This window comes from Nocardia sp. NPDC056564 (genome assembly GCF_042793755.1).
GTDB lineage: Bacteria > Actinomycetota > Actinomycetes > Mycobacteriales > Mycobacteriaceae > Nocardia.
The window spans coordinates 470232-486866 of the sequence record NZ_JBHTUR010000001.1 but is presented as its reverse complement, the minus strand read 5'-3'; the positions used below and the strand labels follow the sequence as shown (position 1 = coordinate 486866).

Genomic DNA, 16635 nt, shown 5'->3' with positions numbered 1-16635 from the left:
AGATCACCGTCCTGTGATTGCGACGCCGGGCCCACTGCCGTTCATCCGTGCGGTGAGATTTTGGCCGCCGCTGAGCAGCGATCGGATGGTCGCCGATTCCTCGATCGGCGCGCGTCCTGTCTCGAAAGGCGAATCCGGCAGAATCATCGCGATCGTCTCCTCGATGAACAAGGTCTGGTGCGCGGATTCGGCGTCGATCGGGACACCGGAGGCCGAAACCGGCTTGCGGACCAGGATTACCCGCGCGATCCACAGTGCACGGGAGACCATCCGGACTCCCGTGTAGGGCACGAGCCCCAACGCAATGACGGTTAGGACGGTCACGATTAGCCCAGCCACAAAGGTAACCGCAGGGTTGATCGGCATGGTAGTCGCGCCGATCGACGTAACGGCCAACAGTAATGCGAAGGCGCCGACCTGAGGCAAGGTATACGGCCCGAACGGTATTTTTTGACCATTTTGGGCTTTGCCGATCATAGTGGGGACACGTTTTATCGGCGTGAACACCTTGATTACCATCGTCATCGATACACGCCAATAGGGTATTCCGGGACAATGGTGCCGAAGTCATATCGCGAGTAATTGATCAGCGATGGTATATAATACACCGCGACACCTGCGACAATAGCCGCACCCACCACCGAAATCGTTGTTCCAACCGATAGCTTGTTAACCGCCGCCTTGGCGAGTAACACATAGATCGAGATGATGGTGATGATAACTAGTCCAGCTGCCTTCGCGAAACCCGCAAGTGCGACCAAGAAGTTGAGTAAATATAGCATGGGGCAACCCCTTTCATTTCTGCGTTGCCGGCGGAATCTGCGCAGCGGTAGTGGTCGCTGCTGGCGAAGAACTCGATGCGCTCGCGCGCGAGTCCTGCTTGCCGACTTCGGCAAGCGGGTTCGACAAAGCAGGCACCGCATCCATCGACCGCACTTGCCATTGCCCAGCGGTACGCACCATCGTCAGTGGATAGGCGAGCGCGGGCACCGCACCGCTTTCACCCTTCGGTGTGATCGTGGCGAGCACACGCGCGGACGAGTTCTTGGCACCGCAGTCGGCGTCATCGGCCGTGACCGAAACCGAGTCCACTCCGGTGAACGGTGACGGTTGCAGGGCCGTGATGCCGGACTCCGGTGCCACGTATCGGGCAACGTCACCGGAGCCCGCCAACAGCGCGCCCAGAAACCCCGAAGCCACCTGGGCCAGTGGGCTTTCCGAGCCGCACGGGGTCGAATACGCCGAACGAAGATCGATGCCCCGCTTGGGCGCCTCGACCAGGGCGGGCAGAGTTAGCGCCCGTAACCGTCCCCCGGCAACCGACACGGCGACGCGGTAGAAATTGCGCTGTTCGGCACCCGCGGCGCCGGACTTGCCGACGCGCACGGAGACAGTCACCGACCAGACTTCCACGGCTGGGCTTGATACCCCGCGCGAGACGTATACGACCATCGGATCGGACGCCTGCCTGGCCGCTCCCGTTGTTCCGCTCGGTTGTAACGCCGCCGCGCCGCTCACATATTCGTCCAACCGATCCTGTTGTCCGGCAACACCACTCACATAGGCAACGACGAACTGTTCCGCGAATGAACCGGCCAACTGGGCGTGCCCAAAAGTCAGCGCTATCGGATCGTCGGACGGTGGGGGCGGATCCACCGAGAAGAAACCGGCAATCGCGTTCATACCCCCGAGTACCGCAAGCACCGCAAGCACCGCGATCACTATGTTGTCGCGCCGCCGCCGTACGGCCATCCGACGAAGCAATGCTTCGCTCGAATCGTCGCGATCGCCGGTGGTTACCTTCACTCTCGAAATGGTAGAGTTCCGGCAAATTTCGAGTTCTTCAGCCGTTCCCACATATGGGGAGGCCCGAGCCCGCCGCGCTACGTTTCAGTCGCCCAGCCCGATCATGATGTAGCTGATCGTCATAACCGATCGGAGAATGTCGCCGGCCCGACTCAGCCGGATACCGCCGCGGGTCGTACGGCGTGACCCCATTCGTGATGTGAACGGTTTGCGCGAGTGCGAGTTCGGTGGTCGCGTATCCCGGATAGGGGTAGACGAGCAGCGATGTCGGCAGGTATCTACCGGAGTAGTCGAGGGTCCGTATCGTGACACCGGCCATGTCGCCAGACCGAAGCCGCCCGCCCAACTCTCTCAGCCGGTCACGGTCGTCCGGGTAGAAGACATCCACCGGCTCGAACAGGTAGTCCCACCGGATCCATGGCGCGGGGTCGGTGAGCCAATGCGAGATACTGACTCGGTCCAAATGAACTACCGCGAGATGAATGCCCGCTCGGCGGTGCGCCTCTCGCAGACCGGTCCGTTCGAGAGTCGGCCACTCCGATGGGGTCTCGTCCGAGGTGATGTCCTCGATCAGCATCCAGGCGCCCTTGGTGCGGAGATCGTCGCGGGCCCGAATCGTGATTCGCCACCGACCGGGACGACCGGACGTCGGGATGATCGTCACCGGGAATTGCAGCTTGCCCCCCGGCTTGGGGTCGTACAGCAGATCGAGCACCTCGACGTGCCGGTCGAAGGCGGACATGCGGTGAAAAAGCTCGGCGATCGAGGTCCTCGGCACGTACTCTTCCACCGACAAGCCAGGAAGCGATGTGATGCCACTCGGCTGCTGAATCGTCTGGGTGCCGAGATCCCATATCGCACCCACCGCCGGGCGCAATGGCGGCACCTGCTCGGCTTCGGTACCGAACCACAGCCGGACCGCGTGCACATCGCCAGCCGGCCCCAGCACGGGCCGGATAAGCAAACGATGCGGGCCGGAAGCGGTCGGAATGCTGAGATCGGCTTCGCGTGCTTGTTCACGCGAAAGGGCGATCGCGTCGATGATCCGCAGGGTGGATAGACCATCGTAGAGGGCGGGCGTCTTGGTGAGCAGCCGCTGAAGTGTCCGGTGCAAGCCGACGAAGTCCCGTGGCTCCCCGCCCACCGAGGCTATCGACATAGCATCGGGGGTCAATGTCTCCACAGTCACCCACGGAGTCACAGCGTTATACCTCGCACTAGCACCGTCCCTCTCGCACCGTTGTACGTAATTAATGTACCGCTGAATTGTGGCTCGATCAATATGTGCGCACGGTTACAAGAAGTTGAGAGGTACGGACGCCGAACGGACACGGCCTTTGCTGTCGCCTGGGCGAGCCGCAGCTTCAGGTCAGTGCTGCGAGGACATGGCCAGCAACCCCGCGCCCGCCAGCGCGCCCAGATCACCCAATGTCGATGGCACTACCTGCAAACCAGGCAGATAGCTGACCTGGGCGTACGTCGCGGCTTCGGCACCGAGTGGCCCCCACAACGCCGGGCCGGCGTCGGCCATCGCACCGCCGACGACAGCAAGGTCGATGTCGAGCAAGGTGGCCGCCGAGGCGATCGCCCGTCCCAGCGCCGTACCCGCACGCTCGACGGCCGCGACTGCCATCGGGTCACCGGCTTGCGCGGATGCCACCAGTTCGGGCACCGACGCGCCGGCCCAGCCGAGGCCGCGGGCCCAGTGCATTGCCGATTCACCGCCCGCGACTGCTTCGAGGCAGCCGCGGCTGCCGCATCCGCACGGGTCATCGAAGCCAGGGACGGGTAAGTGGCCGATGTTTCCCGCGTTGCCCGTGCGCCCGACAACCGCGAAACCGCCGATGGTGATACCACCGCAGATGCGGTTCGAGACACCTATCGACAGCGAATCCATCACCCCCGCGGCCGCGCCGATATTTCGTTCGGCCAGAGCCAGGCACACACCGTCCACCGCGAGGTGAACGGTAGCGGCGGGAAAGAGACCCTGAACGGCTTCGACCATGCCGAAACCCGTTCGCCACTCGGCGACTTCGGGCGGCGCGACCACTCCCGCGGCCATGTCGACCGGCCAGGCGCAGGCAATACCGACGCTTTCGACGTCGCCGCCCTCTGCCGTCTCCTCCAGCAACTTGCGACACTTTTCCCAAGCAGCCTCGGTCGGTATCGAACTCGTACGGATATCGCCGGCGTCGACGTCCGCCGCAACTCGGGCGGCCGCGAACCTGGTCGGGGCGATTTCCAATGCCAGCATGGTCATGAGTCACACCACAGCTTCCGCGCAGCCGACGTCGCCATCAGAGGCCACCTGTTCCGGTCGGCTCCAACGGTCGGCCGAGAATGATATGCCGCCGTGGCGCCACCGGCACCGGCCCGCTCCTGACCGGGCGTGGGCCGTTGCGGATAATCCGCAGTGGGCGAGTGCGATCAACGGGTGTCGGGCGGTATCGGTCGAGGTCATCGACCACCCGGCCGGAGTTGTCATACCCGACTCCCGCCCAGATCATGCCCCGCGGTGCATCGCCACGCTCGATGAGCGATTGCGCGAATTCCCGGCAGCGTGCGACCAATGGGCAACTCTGACAGATTTCGACCGCCAACTTCCAGCGGTCGGGTGCGCCGACATCGAGATCCCAATCGTCCGGCATGCCTGCACATGCGGGGCGTGGGGCGGCTTTGACGGGAAAAGACGAACTGGCCGCTGACGAGGGTGCGCCTCCAGCCAACGGATGGATATAGGTAGAGCTCATGGCCGTCTCCGAGGATGCCGAGGACACGGCAGGAACGCGCGTGCCCATTGGTTCGGGAGGTCATCAGGGCTGCTCAACAGACCCCGGAAGGTCCGGCGATGAAGGCCGGTACCGGAACCGTAGTCCACGTTCGGCCGCTCGGCAAGCATCCGTGCCACCAAATGATGGCTCGTTAACGGAGATGTGACGCGTTCGTGACGTAATCAGCGGCTCATTTAGTGGTGACTCATTCCCTTGCGGCGTGTTTTGTGGTTTGCTTGGAAACATGGCCGCAGACGTGGAGTACACCATCGACGAACTCGCGCGCGCCGCCGACACCACTGTCCGCAGCGTTCGCGTCTACCACGAGCGCGGCCTGCTGCCTTCACCCGAGGTTCGCGGGCGGGTCGGCTACTACGGTTCCGGACATCTCAACCGCCTGGAAACCATCAGCCGACTGCTCAGCCGCGGCATGAAGCTGAACGGAATCAAAGAACTGCTCCAGGCGTGGGATCGCGGCGATGGGCTCGGCGACGTCCTTGGTGTCACCGATCAGGCTCAGGCTCCCGCGCGACCACTCGATTTCCCAGACGAGGACGCGATTCCAGAGCTTCCCGACTACGCACGTCGCGCACTGGCGGCCAATACCGACCCGCGTGACGCATACCGGGTGACCAATCCCCGGTGCTCCGATCTTGCGACCCGCCTTGTCGATTCCGGACTCGCACCCGATACCACCTTCCAGCTGGTGGAGCGGCTCAGATTCGACTGTGATCGAATTGCCGAGCGCTGTGCCAACGAACTGTTCGACCGATTGGTTGGGCAGGCCGTCAACGAGGCCGACCCCTCCGGACAGGCACGGGCCAGCTTCGAGGTCGACCTGGCGGTCGCACGCTTGATCGTCACCCGTGCGGCTTCCGAGTTGCTCGACCAGGCCTTCGGCAGGCACGCAGAACGCTACGCCCCGCCGGTCGAGCAGCTGACCTCACCGATGTAGCGACTCAGGGTGCGTGTTCCCATTGCCGGGAATGACATCGCGTCTACGCATTGGCGCGTCGGTAGCCTTCGAGGCTCCGCTGACCCAGCTTGTCGTTAGTCAAGCGATCTCCGACAAGGACTGCAGAACCCCGTGATGTCCGTAGATAAACGCCCGCACCCACTAGGCAGGAAAGCCCGGTGTATCGACCCGAAACGACACTTGTGGGTCCTCAGCTTGGTTGCGCCGTCATGTGCGTTGCTGCCGTCACAACTGGTGCTACATACCGGCACGCCGGTGTTCTGGTGGATCGGGCCGATCATTGTCTTGGTCGTCGTCCCGGTCTTGGACTGGATCGTTGGCGAAGACGGCAGCAACCTACGCGACGAAGACTACGAGTTGCTGTCCAACGATCGATACTACCGATGGTGCACCTTCCTCTTCCTCCCAGTGCAGCTCATCGGACTGGTGATCGCCACCTATATGTGGGCCGGCAATGATTTGAGTACGATCGATAAGTTCGGCCTTGCGGCAACTTTGGGCTTCGTCAGCGGTATCGGCATCAATGCCGCCCATGAACTAGGGCACCGAGCAGAGCGCATGGAACGTTTATTCGCAAAGATCGCGCTGGCACAATCCGGATACGGGCATTTCTATGTCGAACACAACCGGGGCCATCATGTGCGGGTCGCTACTCCCGCAGATCCCGCGAGCGCCAGGATGGGCGAATCACTGTGGAAGTTCTTGCCACGCACCATATCCGGAGGCTTCCGCTCAGCGATCGCGCTGGAGGGCGAGCGACTGGCCCGCAAGCGCCGCCGTTGGTGGAGTGTACATAATCAAATCTTACAAGCATGGTCGATCACCATCGTGTTGTTCGCCGCGCTACTCACCATCTTCGGTTGGCAGGCGTTGCCATGGTTGTTGCTGCAGGCAGCGATAGGGATCGGCCTGCTGGAGACGGTCAACTACATCGAGCACTACGGACTGCTGCGGGCGCGCCGGCCCGATGGGCGATACGAGCGTTGCTCACCGCGCGACAGTTGGAACAGCGACCGACTGGTGACCAACATCTTCCTGTTTCATCTGCAGCGACACAGCGACCACCACGCCAACCCTGGACGTCGGTACCAAACACTGCGAAGTTCGGCGCAAGCGCCGCAACTACCCGCGGGCTACGTCACCATGATTATCTTCGCTGCCATCCCGCCAGTGTGGCGTCTGATCATGGACCACCGTGTTCTGGACCACTACAGCGGAGACATGTCCCTCGCTAACGTCAAGCCGAGCAAGCGACGTTCCGCGCTAACCTGCCAGTCATGCACCGAGTGAAGCAGACCTAGTTCCGAGCAGGTGGCGGCTTCCACAAGACGGTCCGACCGAGCGTCACCAGTGACGGCGCCGTCTGCACGAATTCCGCCAGCCGCTCGAGCAAGCAGGCATTGGTCATGTCGCTCCGGTCGGCGTTGCCCCACCGAACCGATGTTGTCGTGCGATGTCAAATGCGCCATCTCGGGAATTCAATCCACCACGTCGGGCCCGCGAAGGATGGTGACGCCGTTGAAAATGACACCGGGCATGAGACGTTCGCCGACAGTGGGTCCCCCGCGCCGCACTTCCTGGTCGGGCACAGCGAGGTCGGCCAGTTCGCGTGGTGTTGGGAAGCCTTCGATCGGTCCGTCGAACCGGACGATCTTTTCGTTCAGTAATTGTTGCTCCGCAGGCGTGAGATCTGGGGCGATTAGCCGCGCCCTATTCCGAACGCTGTTGATAGATTCGTTCAATCGCTGCAGATCACCCGTATTCCAAGGAGTCCCCGAACGCGCAACAGCAACAGCATAACCCGTTGCGGTACAGTTCTCGACTCGATCGGCACCATTGTGGCGATAAACTTGAAATAGCTTCTGCACCACAGTATACAGCCCATCCAGGGGAACATCTTCATTTAGGTACGAAGTGTCAACGACAACTATGTTTCCTTGGTTATCGAATTTTATACTATGCTCGATTTGGCCCACATTTTCATGGGTTGGACCGTAGATGTCACCCCATAGACGAATTTCTTTAATATTGACCGCAAAGCCGCTCGGCAGCGCAGCGCCCTGGTCGAACTTCATTTCCCATTCTGCCGCATATCGCGGGTTCAGATCAAAGTCAATTCCTCCCATACGCACTTGCTCAGGTAATATTTCCGATAATACAGAGTCATAAGGGTCGTCGGTGCTGAGCAACCTCCGCAGAGGCGAGTCCTCATTCGATACCCGGATGCCTTGCGGGGTACCTGTATCGAACATCACGGCCGATAAATCACCGCTCGATTGCCGCTGCGCTACAAATTCATCTGACAAGTCCGGCATATCGTCGCGCATCACATCCCCGGGAACATGCCTGGTAACAAGCCAATCACCTTTTTCGAAGAGCAACTTGCCGAGGTCGTGCCCGTCACCGGAAAGGCCTCGCAGATAACCCGGCGATGGATGGCCCGATATCGGACCATAGAACAAAGCAAGAGCATCGAGCACAACTCGCCGCTCGGTGCGCCCGAGATCATTTAACAGGTCGGCAGCATTGTAATGCAGCCGGTCGACCGCACCTTCGTATACATGGATCGGATCACGTTGCCAACGAATATCAGGCCGAGTAAGCAGCTCTGTGTAGCCACCACCCAGTTCGAGCACGGTCGGATCGATACGGAAATTCTGCATCGTGGCCTGATCAGCCCGAGAACCGTAGTATTCATCCATCAAGGTAGTCACGAACGATTGGTAAACTTCAGAGACCATCTCGGGACTATCAGGGCCGCTCAGCTTTATTTTCGCGAGAATTTTACCGTTGCCGTCAAAATCGAACGTTATATCTGGCTCACAGCGCAACTCCCCCTCTCGCCCAGCTAGACGGCCTTTGAGCTTGATACCGACGATATGCCCGTTCGGCGAAATTCCGTCAGGATCGGCTTTCGTAATATATCTTGCGTCGGTCAAGCTGAACTCGACTGACCCATATCGTCCGGTCATCCCGGCAAGTTCGCGACCGAGGCGGTTGTTGTCAGGCAACGGAGCCGACAGGAGTACTGGTAACGGCGTCAGCGTACGCAGGTCGGGGACAGGTGAGTTCTGGTCTATGGGCCACTGTCCGACGGCCGCCCCAGCAGTTTCGGTATCTGCCAACGACCCGACGACCCGTCTGAGCGGATCGGTGCTCGGATTCACGTCGCGAACATCGACCACCGCCTCGATCGGACGGTCCGGTCGCAGAGATAGAGGCTCGTCACGCACTACAGGGCTCGGCGGTCGAAACGACGGCTCGGGATAATCCGGCGCATACTTCACAAGCGCCAACGGTCCCACTTTACTCAGCAGGTGCTTGCCCAAGCGGCGGTCGTCACCCTTCAATACGGCGATGTCTGCAGGCGAAGGGCCGACAAGCGGTTGCCGATATTCAGCTGGCTCGAACTCTGCCAACATGTCCCTCAGCAACTTTCGGTCACTGGCAGTCAACTGCGGGGCAAGCCGGTCGAACGCCCAGGCCAGCCGATTGCTGGTGGTGATCGCGTCCCAGCCATCACCAGACCACACGTATTGCTTCCGAGAAAAGTCCAACGCTCCCTCGGGCCAGACAAAAACATCCAGTCGACTCGCCCCCGTGGTGAATGCATAACGCTCCAACCCAGCTAAGTACGGCACTTCAAATCGCCTTCCGCGCGCACTGTCGGCTAATTTCTGGGAATCATAGGAAGCGATAATTCGGCCGTCGCTGTCGAACTCGAACGACTGGCTGATGTCACCTAAGCGTGCTCCGTGTCGATCGATGACATCGGCTGCGAAATAGATACTCTTCCGGTAGAAGTCCATACCCGTATGCGTGTCGCGGATAGATTTTTGGCTCCAGATAGCAGTTCCGATCTCGATCCGACAATCACCGAATCGCAGCAACTCGAGACCGGACAGGTGCACCCGCAGCGCGCTGTCGGTCGCCGGGCTGGTCACCATCAGCTCATGCAATGGTCGCAGGACGGACGAAATACTCCGAGAATCGTATTCGGGCGCATTGGCAGGGTGCGCTGTATGCGTGCCTGCCATACCCAGTGCGAACGAACTGATCGCACCCGCCCAAGTCAATTCGAAACTACCAGTGATGGGCGAGGCTGCCGCCGCACCGGCGAGCAATCCGCCCAACCCGCCGGCTGCCCCCGTCAGCGCCCGTTGGAACAGAATCCCCGGCCTGCGCGCGAGTGCGGCACCGACCATCTGGCCGAACGTCATGCCGCCGAGCACAGATCCACCCGCCTGCGCCGCGGCGAGCGCGATGGATGTGCCATCGAGGTGATCGCGGTCTCCTTGCACGATCTGAATGCCTTGGATACCTGCGTCCAAAGCTGTTTGAAATCCTGCGAAGCCAGCTGTCGCGGTCACGGTGAGCATCCCGGCGCGCAATGCGCCAGCAGCGGCGGAATTCCGGGCGAGCCGGCTCACCAAACCTTCGAGCATCAGAAAGAACTTCTGGCGCGCTTTGGCTATCAGCGGTACCCCCCAGACAACGAACCCGCTTGGCGCGAGTAGTTGCAACTGATAGATGGTCATCAGCGCGGAGATGACCATCTCCCATCGGGTTTTATCGATGTCGGCGGCAGCCAGGCGCAGCCGCTCAGCCTGAGCACGACAGAAATCACCGTGCGCGTCGAGTTCATCGCAGTATTCCGTTGCGGTGCTGGCAATTCCACTGCTGGCGCTCCCGGTGATCGCGCCCAGCGCTTGAACACCAACCGACCTGACGAACCCGGCGAGACCTGTTAGCTCGCCCGCTGTCCGATGCCAAGCATCCGCGATTCGGTACATCGCCGCGGTGTCCGTCTCCTTCGGAAACCGTCCACCGTAGATTGCCTCCTGCAGTGGCACAGGAACACTCGCCAGAGCCTCCCAGACGGTCATAGCCTCGCGCCACGGCCCCGAGCAGAGCTGAACACGCCATCGCGGCCAACTCGCCGCTCTCGCCCGACTCTCATGAATCGAAGATAGAGCTTCCCCACGTCTGAGAAATACCGCTTGTTGTCACCGCTCCAGCACGATAGTCCGTTCCATACTAACCTGGTGCGGCTTCGATGATCGATGCCAACTCCGCCAGCCAAGCCTGCTGCCCTCGCTCGATGGATCCGAACAAATTGACGGCTCGTTCGACCTTCTGCAGGCACACCTCGGCATTGAACTTGTCCGGCTCGTCATCGAACCTGTGCGGCTCTGTATGATGCTCGACCCATTCCGCCTGACCATTCACCCAACGTCCGAATATTGCGGGCTCCGCTGGAAGGCGTGTTCCGCTGGCTTCGACGTACCCTTTGATACCCGCCAGCAAGAGGTCCGGATCCACGAAGTTCTGTTCGGTTGTGGTGGATGAGCCAACCGCGCTTATGAGTTCGTAGACGGAGTTGACATTGTCGGGTCGATCCCAATCGTAGACCGCGATCGAACCATCTGCACATTCCATCATGTTCCACGGGCCCAGATCACCATGGCTGAACAATGCCGCGCCCGGCGGTATCGGCTGGTATGTCAGTCGGTGGACCCTCGACAGCAGAGCCGCCTCGGAACGTAGGCGCGTAGCCGCCTCAGGAGCACGGGAATGTATGCGATCGGCGAGCTCGAGCCATCGCGCTTCGGTGAACGGCAGCTTGTTCGGGATCACCTCTCCCACAGGTGCCATTCGATGGATACCGGCGACCACGCGGCCGACTGTTTCGGATCGCTCCATGGTGTGGGGAAGCCGCTCTAGCCTGCTTCCGTCCAACCACTCGTGAACACGGAAATATTTGCCATCGATCTGTTTGAGGCACTCGGACTCCCCAGGCACCGGCACGGGCGTCGGCACTCGCCAAAGCCTCGACGGACCACGGTCCGCAATCGGCTTCTCCAACAATCGGAACCCGCTCCGCAGTCGCGGTACGGGAGGGATGGTGTCGGTCGGGCTCGGTATGAAGTGTTTGACGATGTAGGTATTGCGATCGGTATCCATCCGCCAGGCCTCGTTCGCGTGACTGCCCGAGACTTGCTCAGGGTCCTTCGAGAGCGTTCCGAGCCGGAACTCTTGGCAAATCCTTTCTGCGAGTACAGGATCCATCGACCCAGGACGCACTCGCTCGGACACCTCGAACCGGGCGCCGCCAGCACCCAGACCTTGACCGACCACGAGGTCGGTTGCGGGCTCCGATTGGACAACGTCCTTCAAAGTCCCGCTGGTAGAACGAATTTCATTACTTACCGCACAGGCCGCTCGTTCCGCCCTGCGCACCCTCGCTGCCACGAGCTTGCGGAAAAGTCCCGCAATCTTGCCGATCATCGAACGGCCGCTGAAGTACACGCCGCGCCGGACACCCACCTGGGTGTCCCGGGAACAGGACCGCTATCCAACAGCTCGACCGCAGGTCAGCGGCGCGAACATGAATAGAACCGGGACAGTGGATTACACCCCCGAAAGGCTGCGGAGCTGTCCTACGTACTGATTGAACAACGACAGGCCGATACTGAGCAGCTGTCCGAGATCACCGATGATCATTGTTTCTTCCTTCCTTGGGCGCAGTTAGCCCGTCACATGCGGACAAATGACAACTGCGCCACATAACGAACCTAACAAGATCAATCGCCACAGCCCGAACGCTATTCCCATGCCTGGCAAGTGCTGGATTGCAGCCTTGAGCCATGGAAGATTCGGAGCGGCCGCGCATGGCGATGTCCGTACGACCGGCACTGGGCATCAGGTGGACCACGTATATCGACTACCTATTTCCATTGCCGATTGAGCAACCGCTGCCTGTCCAGTAGCTTTCATCGCGTCATAGCAGGTAGCCGAGAAAGAACCGGCGAAGCTCGATAGGTTCGATGAGATTGGGTAGACGCCGATGACAGTCAACGAAGCGGTTCCGCGGTCAAGGCCTGGACAGGCTTCACCGATCGCACCACTTACGGCAAGGGCTTTGGCCGATGCACCACCACCTTATCCATACGGCTGGTTCGCGGTCGCCTTTTCCCACGAGCTCAGAGCGCGCGGACTGCTGACCCGACAGTTCATGGATCGCCAGATCGTTGTCTTCCGTACAGCATCGGGCACCCCCCGTGCGGCCGAAGCCTACTGCCCCCATATGGGCGCGCATTTCGGGCACGGCGGCACTGTGATCGGCGAAGAGTTGCGCTGCCCGTTCCACGGATTCCGCTTCTCGGTCGGAGGGCGGTGCATCCATTCGCCCTATGGACCTCCCCCGCCCGCGGCTCGCCTGGGCTTGCTCGAGTTACGCGAGGTGTGCGGGGTGGTGCTGGTGTGGCACGGGCCGCCCGGACAGGATCCGTGGGAGGTCGAGCCGCCGTCGACCGCGCCCGGCTGGCGCACCATGCGCACGAAAAGGCTTCGCTTCCACAGCCATCCGCAAGAGGTGACGGAAAACAGCGTCGACTTCGGCCACTTCGGCGTCTTGCACGGATTCACCGACTCACGTGTCGTAGAACCGCTGCTCGTGGACGGGCCGCGTCTACGCACCCGTTACGCCTTCACCCGGCCGGTCCCGATGCTCAATGGTATCGCCACTGAAATCTATATCCGAGTTGACGGATTGGGTTTTTCGCTCGTCGAGTTGAAGGTCGCCGCGGGCTGGGCCATACGCCAACTCGTGCTCACCACGCCGATAGGCGAACGTGAGGTCGACGTCTACATAGGCACGCAACTGCGTTCTCGTGGCCGTGGCCGCCTCGGTCGTTCAGTCTGGGCACCGCCGGAGGCACTCATCGAGCGGCTCGTGCTCCGCACCGTCGTCGGCGAACTGCGCCGTGACCAGGTGATCTGGGATCACAAGAAGTACCTCGGCCGTCCGGCGCTCGCCGCGGGCGACGGCCCGATCGCTCAATACCGCGCCTGGGCGCGACAGTTCTATCCCGAAGGAGTCGAACAATGATCGCGCTCAAACAGTGGGGAATCGCTGCGACCGCGGCGGGCGCGGTGGCAATCGAATGGTGGTTCCGCCGTCCGGTTCACACACCGGATGGCACGACCGCCGCGCCGTTGGCGAGAGCCGGTGCGGACAGCATTCCGGTCATCGGTGTGCTGAGCCGGTTGAAGTCGGTGATCACCGATCCCGTCGGCCTGGTGGTGCGCAACCGCGCGCGCTACGGCGATGTCTTCACGCTGCGAGTGCCGAGCATCTACGATTTCACCTTCCTGTTGAGCGGCGAACACTATCAACGGGTACTCAGCCTGCCGACCGATCACGCGGGCATCGGAGAAGTGCTGCACCGGGTGCCGACCGTCGGCTATTGGTTCCCACGCGAGCGAACCGGCCCAGAAACCTTGCAGGAACTCATTCTGCTCGGCCGCAGGTTGATGGCCGAGATGCTGCCGGGCACCGCGGTGAGCCACCTTCCGGACACCGTGGCGGAGATCGTTGAACGGCACACCACGCAGTGGTCGCGAACCGTCGACCTGTCCGCGGCCGTACATCCGATCGTGTACGAAGTCACCTGCCGCTACTTCCTCGGCGATGAACTGTGGGACAGACTCGGCGATCGCCTCACCACCTACTACCGAAATATCGGTGACGGCATCGACATTCCGCGCACCACATTGTCCATCACACCATTTCACTACCTGATGCCCGAGTTCCACGCGACTCGCAAGCTCTACCGGATGATCCGCGACGAGCTGCCCGCATTCGGCGACGCGCGATCTCCGCTCATGCGGGCCATCGACATGGCGCGACTACACGATGCACCGCTGTCCCACGCCGACCGCCTCTGGATGTTCATGTACGTGCTGTGGAACGCCACCACCTACCCGGGCACCTACACGTACTGGACGCTGATCGACGTTCTCCAGCGGCCACGACTACAGGAGCGGCTGGTCACTCTCGACAGTCGGCCGGCGCGGCAGGAACTGCTGAGCAGGTGTCTCATGGAAACCGTACGGATGCATCCCGTCTCATCGCTGATCCGCTATCTCGACAAACCATACGAATTCGTGCACGACGGTACGACCTATCACATACCGGCAGGTCAGGCCGTAGGCGTCTTCCCCGGCACCCTCAATCGAGAGGCCGACCGCGTCTCGGACCAGCCCGATACCTACGACCCGGACCGGTACCTTCGCGATCCCGCACCGAAGGTCGCGACATTCGGTCGTGGCCCGTTCGGCTGTGTCGCTCAACGCTTCAGCGAGACCGTGACGGGCTCCGTAGTGGACGAGTTGCTCCAACGCCATCGATTGCACTTGCTGGCAGAACTGCCCGTTCGGCGCGAGCGGGTACACCAGACCTATCCCGGCAGCCCGACGCCGGCCCGACTCGTCAGCCGGTGACAATGCGCACCCTTCCGGTCCGGCACATAGACACCCGAATCGACGTGGCCGTTCCGCCAGAGCGAGTGTGGGCGGTGCTGATCGACTTCGCTGCCTACCCCGAATGGAATCCGTTCTTTGTCGCGGTGGACGGTGTCGCCGAACCCGGCGCCGAGCTGTCGCTGCACACGAAGTTCTCCGCGCGCCGTGCGCCTCGAATTTTCTCGGTGACTGTGTACGTCGTGGAGGCGCCGCGAACCTTGTTGTGGGGCGGCGGTTTTGCCATCCCCCGTTTGGCGGACGGCCGGCACGGGTTCGACCTGTCGCCTGACGGTGACGGCACCGACGTGCGCCACCACGAACAACTGTCCGGCCTGATCATCCCCTTTGCCGGCAAACAGCTCACGGACTTGGAACAACGCTACCGTGAGCTCAACCAAGCGCTGAAGGAGCGCGCCGAAAACATCACCCCGCCAGGGTGACACCTTCGATGTCATGCCGGTTCGCCGCAGAGCGCCACAGTGAGCCCTCGAAGCATATAGCTCCCCAGCACGTCGTCGAACGAAACGTGGGGTGGTGAAACCATCTGCACGCCATCCAGTTCGAACAATTTCCAGAGGAAGACATCCGTCTCCAGCACGGCGATGTGCGCGCCTGGACAGCGATGCGGACCGGTACCGAATGACAGGCCCGCATCGACCGACTGTCGGTGCGGCCATACCGTCAACGGCTGCGGACCTATCGTCTTCTTGTCGATATTGGCGACATCGAGAGCGATGTCGATCAGGTTTCCAGCCGGTATGGTGACCGATCCCTCACCATCCGGCACCTCGACAGCCGCGGTCGTGCGTCTCTGCAAATTTCCCACTACCGGCTCGAGGCGCAGGATCTCGCGCAAGATGGCGAGTCGGTCGTCTTGGGGCGCGGCTCGATACTGCTCGAGCAAGCCGGCGTCGGTGAACAGATGCCACGCGGCGACATTCACGAATTCCCGGGTGGTGATCATCCCGGCCGCCGCGAATGTCAGGCATTCGCCGACGATCTCGCTGTCGGTCCACCCTTGCTCGAGCAGATGCGAAATCAGATCATCTCGAGGTTCCTGACGACGTGCCCGGGTGGCCGGACGCACATCCCCGAAATAGACCCGCAGCCAGCTGGAACCCTGCCGGATCGTCGACCGGATCCCCTGCACACTGGACAGGCCGGGCGCGGCCCGCTGCTCGGCGGGAAAGAACCGATCTAGCCTGCGTTGCAGGCCGCTGCGACTCTCGGTCAGCCCGACAACCGTCGCCACCACCTCGATCGTGAACGGGAAGACCAAGTCGGACAACTCGATTCGTCCGGCGGCTCGGAACCGATCGATCTGCTTCACGGCGGCCCGATTCATAACGCCGCGATAGTGCTCATCCACCCAGCGCGGCGTGAAGTACCGTGCGGTCTGTCGCCGATGTTCTCGATGATCGGCGCCATCCTGATAGAGCACCGGCCTCCGGATGCGCTTCGGCAACATCGCGACCGTCTCGACACCGAGCCCGGCCTGCGCCGTGTCGGTGCTGCGCAGCAAGATCGTCGCCGCATCGTAGCCACGAATCAGCCAAGTGCCGTCGGGGAGCTGTTCGACCGGACACCCGCTGCGTTCGGCGCCACGGTCGACCTTGCGCGCCGGCATCTGCTCATCGACCATCGGCGACCTCCACGCCCGAGTACACACTCGAACAATCATCACCCGTGGCATGGGTACGCATCAGGTAATCCTCCGAGAAATCGGCGCAAACCCTCTTAAGGGGCCGGAAGCCGCAAAACCGCTGGCCAGCACTG

General features: G+C 61.7%; 14 protein-coding genes. 5 read left to right on the top strand and 9 right to left on the bottom strand.

Annotation, left to right across the window (positions count from 1 at the left end; translation table 11 throughout):
* Positions 1-3 precede the first annotated feature (3 nt).
* The 6 genes from ACFQ9K_RS02250 to ACFQ9K_RS02225 all read right to left on the bottom strand — a co-directional run bounded on the left by ACFQ9K_RS02250 (position 4) and on the right by ACFQ9K_RS02225 (position 4454).
* The gene (locus ACFQ9K_RS02250; RefSeq protein WP_378721084.1) at positions 4-525 is read right to left on the bottom strand and encodes a hypothetical protein; all 522 of its coding nucleotides are present in this window, start codon (positions 523-525) and stop codon (positions 4-6) included.
* Entirely contained in the window at positions 522-782 is a 261-nt protein-coding gene (locus ACFQ9K_RS02245) for a hypothetical protein (protein WP_378982685.1), read from the bottom strand. Before ACFQ9K_RS02245 ends, ACFQ9K_RS02250 begins: the two co-directional genes overlap by 4 nt.
* Positions 783-795: 13 nt before the next feature.
* Entirely contained in the window at positions 796-1806 is a 1011-nt protein-coding gene (locus ACFQ9K_RS02240) for a conjugal transfer protein (protein WP_378721087.1), read from the bottom strand.
* Between the two features lie 37 nt (positions 1807-1843).
* On the bottom strand, positions 1844-2995 hold the full coding sequence (locus ACFQ9K_RS02235) for a GAF domain-containing protein (RefSeq protein ID WP_378982682.1): 1152 nt from the start codon (positions 2993-2995) through the stop codon (positions 1844-1846).
* A gap of 180 nt (positions 2996-3175) precedes the next feature.
* The gene (locus tag ACFQ9K_RS02230; protein WP_378721089.1) at positions 3176-4066 is read right to left on the bottom strand and encodes an ROK family protein; all 891 of its coding nucleotides are present in this window, start codon (positions 4064-4066) and stop codon (positions 3176-3178) included.
* 37 nt (positions 4067-4103) lie between these two features.
* Entirely contained in the window at positions 4104-4454 is a 351-nt protein-coding gene (locus ACFQ9K_RS02225) for a hypothetical protein (protein WP_378721090.1), read from the bottom strand.
* A 367-nt stretch (positions 4455-4821) separates the two neighbouring features.
* Here ACFQ9K_RS02225 and ACFQ9K_RS02220 point away from each other — a divergent pair, with 367 nt between their 5' ends.
* Both ACFQ9K_RS02220 and ACFQ9K_RS02215 read left to right on the top strand, forming a co-directional pair.
* Positions 4822-5532, top strand: a complete 711-nt coding sequence (locus tag ACFQ9K_RS02220; protein WP_378721091.1) for a MerR family transcriptional regulator — start codon at positions 4822-4824, stop codon at positions 5530-5532.
* A 135-nt stretch (positions 5533-5667) separates the two neighbouring features.
* Positions 5668-6843, top strand: a complete 1176-nt coding sequence (locus ACFQ9K_RS02215; RefSeq protein ID WP_378721092.1) for an alkane 1-monooxygenase — start codon at positions 5668-5670, stop codon at positions 6841-6843.
* Positions 6844-7031: 188 nt separating this feature from the next.
* Here the strand turns inward: ACFQ9K_RS02215 and ACFQ9K_RS02210 are convergent, their stop codons facing one another.
* Both ACFQ9K_RS02210 and ACFQ9K_RS02205 read right to left on the bottom strand, forming a co-directional pair.
* The gene (locus tag ACFQ9K_RS02210) at positions 7032-10439 is read right to left on the bottom strand and encodes a hypothetical protein (protein ID WP_378721093.1); all 3408 of its coding nucleotides are present in this window, start codon (positions 10437-10439) and stop codon (positions 7032-7034) included.
* A gap of 151 nt (positions 10440-10590) precedes the next feature.
* A complete protein-coding gene (locus ACFQ9K_RS02205; protein WP_378721094.1) occupies positions 10591-11841 on the bottom strand; it encodes a phosphotransferase in 1251 nt (416 codons plus the stop codon).
* A 634-nt stretch (positions 11842-12475) separates the two neighbouring features.
* On the opposite strand from ACFQ9K_RS02205, the gene ACFQ9K_RS02200 reads away from it, so the two are divergent.
* The 3 genes from ACFQ9K_RS02200 to ACFQ9K_RS02190 are packed head-to-tail and all read left to right on the top strand — an operon-like array spanning position 12476 to position 15299.
* The gene (locus tag ACFQ9K_RS02200; protein WP_378721095.1) at positions 12476-13444 is read left to right on the top strand and encodes a Rieske 2Fe-2S domain-containing protein; all 969 of its coding nucleotides are present in this window, start codon (positions 12476-12478) and stop codon (positions 13442-13444) included.
* On the top strand, positions 13441-14838 hold the full coding sequence (locus tag ACFQ9K_RS02195; RefSeq protein WP_378721096.1) for a cytochrome P450: 1398 nt from the start codon (positions 13441-13443) through the stop codon (positions 14836-14838). Before ACFQ9K_RS02200 ends, ACFQ9K_RS02195 begins: the two co-directional genes overlap by 4 nt.
* Before the next feature lie 2 nt (positions 14839-14840).
* Positions 14841-15299: an SRPBCC family protein gene (locus tag ACFQ9K_RS02190; RefSeq protein WP_378721110.1), complete on the top strand. Its 459-nt coding sequence runs from the start codon at positions 14841-14843 to the stop codon at positions 15297-15299.
* An 11-nt stretch (positions 15300-15310) separates the two neighbouring features.
* On the opposite strand, the gene ACFQ9K_RS02185 is transcribed toward ACFQ9K_RS02190, so the two are convergent.
* Complete coding sequence (locus tag ACFQ9K_RS02185; protein ID WP_378721098.1) at positions 15311-16501, bottom strand: cytochrome P450; 1191 nt, start codon at positions 16499-16501, stop codon at positions 15311-15313.
* Positions 16502-16635: the final 134 nt, after the last annotated feature.

What these genes read in the sequence shown, in the direction of transcription:
- ACFQ9K_RS02215 (WP_378721092.1), top strand. Translation starts at nt 5,668, where the DNA reads ATGTCCGTAGATAAACGCCCGCACCCACTAGGCAGGAAAGCCCGGTGT.
- ACFQ9K_RS02245 (WP_378982685.1), bottom strand. Translation starts at nt 782, where the DNA reads ATGCTATATTTACTCAACTTCTTGGTCGCACTTGCGGGTTTCGCGAAG.
- ACFQ9K_RS02220 (WP_378721091.1), top strand. Translation starts at nt 4,822, where the DNA reads ATGGCCGCAGACGTGGAGTACACCATCGACGAACTCGCGCGCGCCGCC.
- ACFQ9K_RS02190 (WP_378721110.1), top strand. Translation starts at nt 14,841, where the DNA reads ATGCGCACCCTTCCGGTCCGGCACATAGACACCCGAATCGACGTGGCC.
- ACFQ9K_RS02230 (WP_378721089.1), bottom strand. Translation starts at nt 4,066, where the DNA reads ATGACCATGCTGGCATTGGAAATCGCCCCGACCAGGTTCGCGGCCGCC.
- ACFQ9K_RS02225 (WP_378721090.1), bottom strand. Translation starts at nt 4,454, where the DNA reads ATGCCGGACGATTGGGATCTCGATGTCGGCGCACCCGACCGCTGGAAG.
- ACFQ9K_RS02210 (WP_378721093.1), bottom strand. Translation starts at nt 10,439, where the DNA reads ATGACCGTCTGGGAGGCTCTGGCGAGTGTTCCTGTGCCACTGCAGGAG.
- ACFQ9K_RS02185 (WP_378721098.1), bottom strand. Translation starts at nt 16,501, where the DNA reads ATGGTCGATGAGCAGATGCCGGCGCGCAAGGTCGACCGTGGCGCCGAA.
- ACFQ9K_RS02250 (WP_378721084.1), bottom strand. Translation starts at nt 525, where the DNA reads ATGACGATGGTAATCAAGGTGTTCACGCCGATAAAACGTGTCCCCACT.
- ACFQ9K_RS02205 (WP_378721094.1), bottom strand. Translation starts at nt 11,841, where the DNA reads ATGATCGGCAAGATTGCGGGACTTTTCCGCAAGCTCGTGGCAGCGAGG.
- ACFQ9K_RS02195 (WP_378721096.1), top strand. Translation starts at nt 13,441, where the DNA reads ATGATCGCGCTCAAACAGTGGGGAATCGCTGCGACCGCGGCGGGCGCG.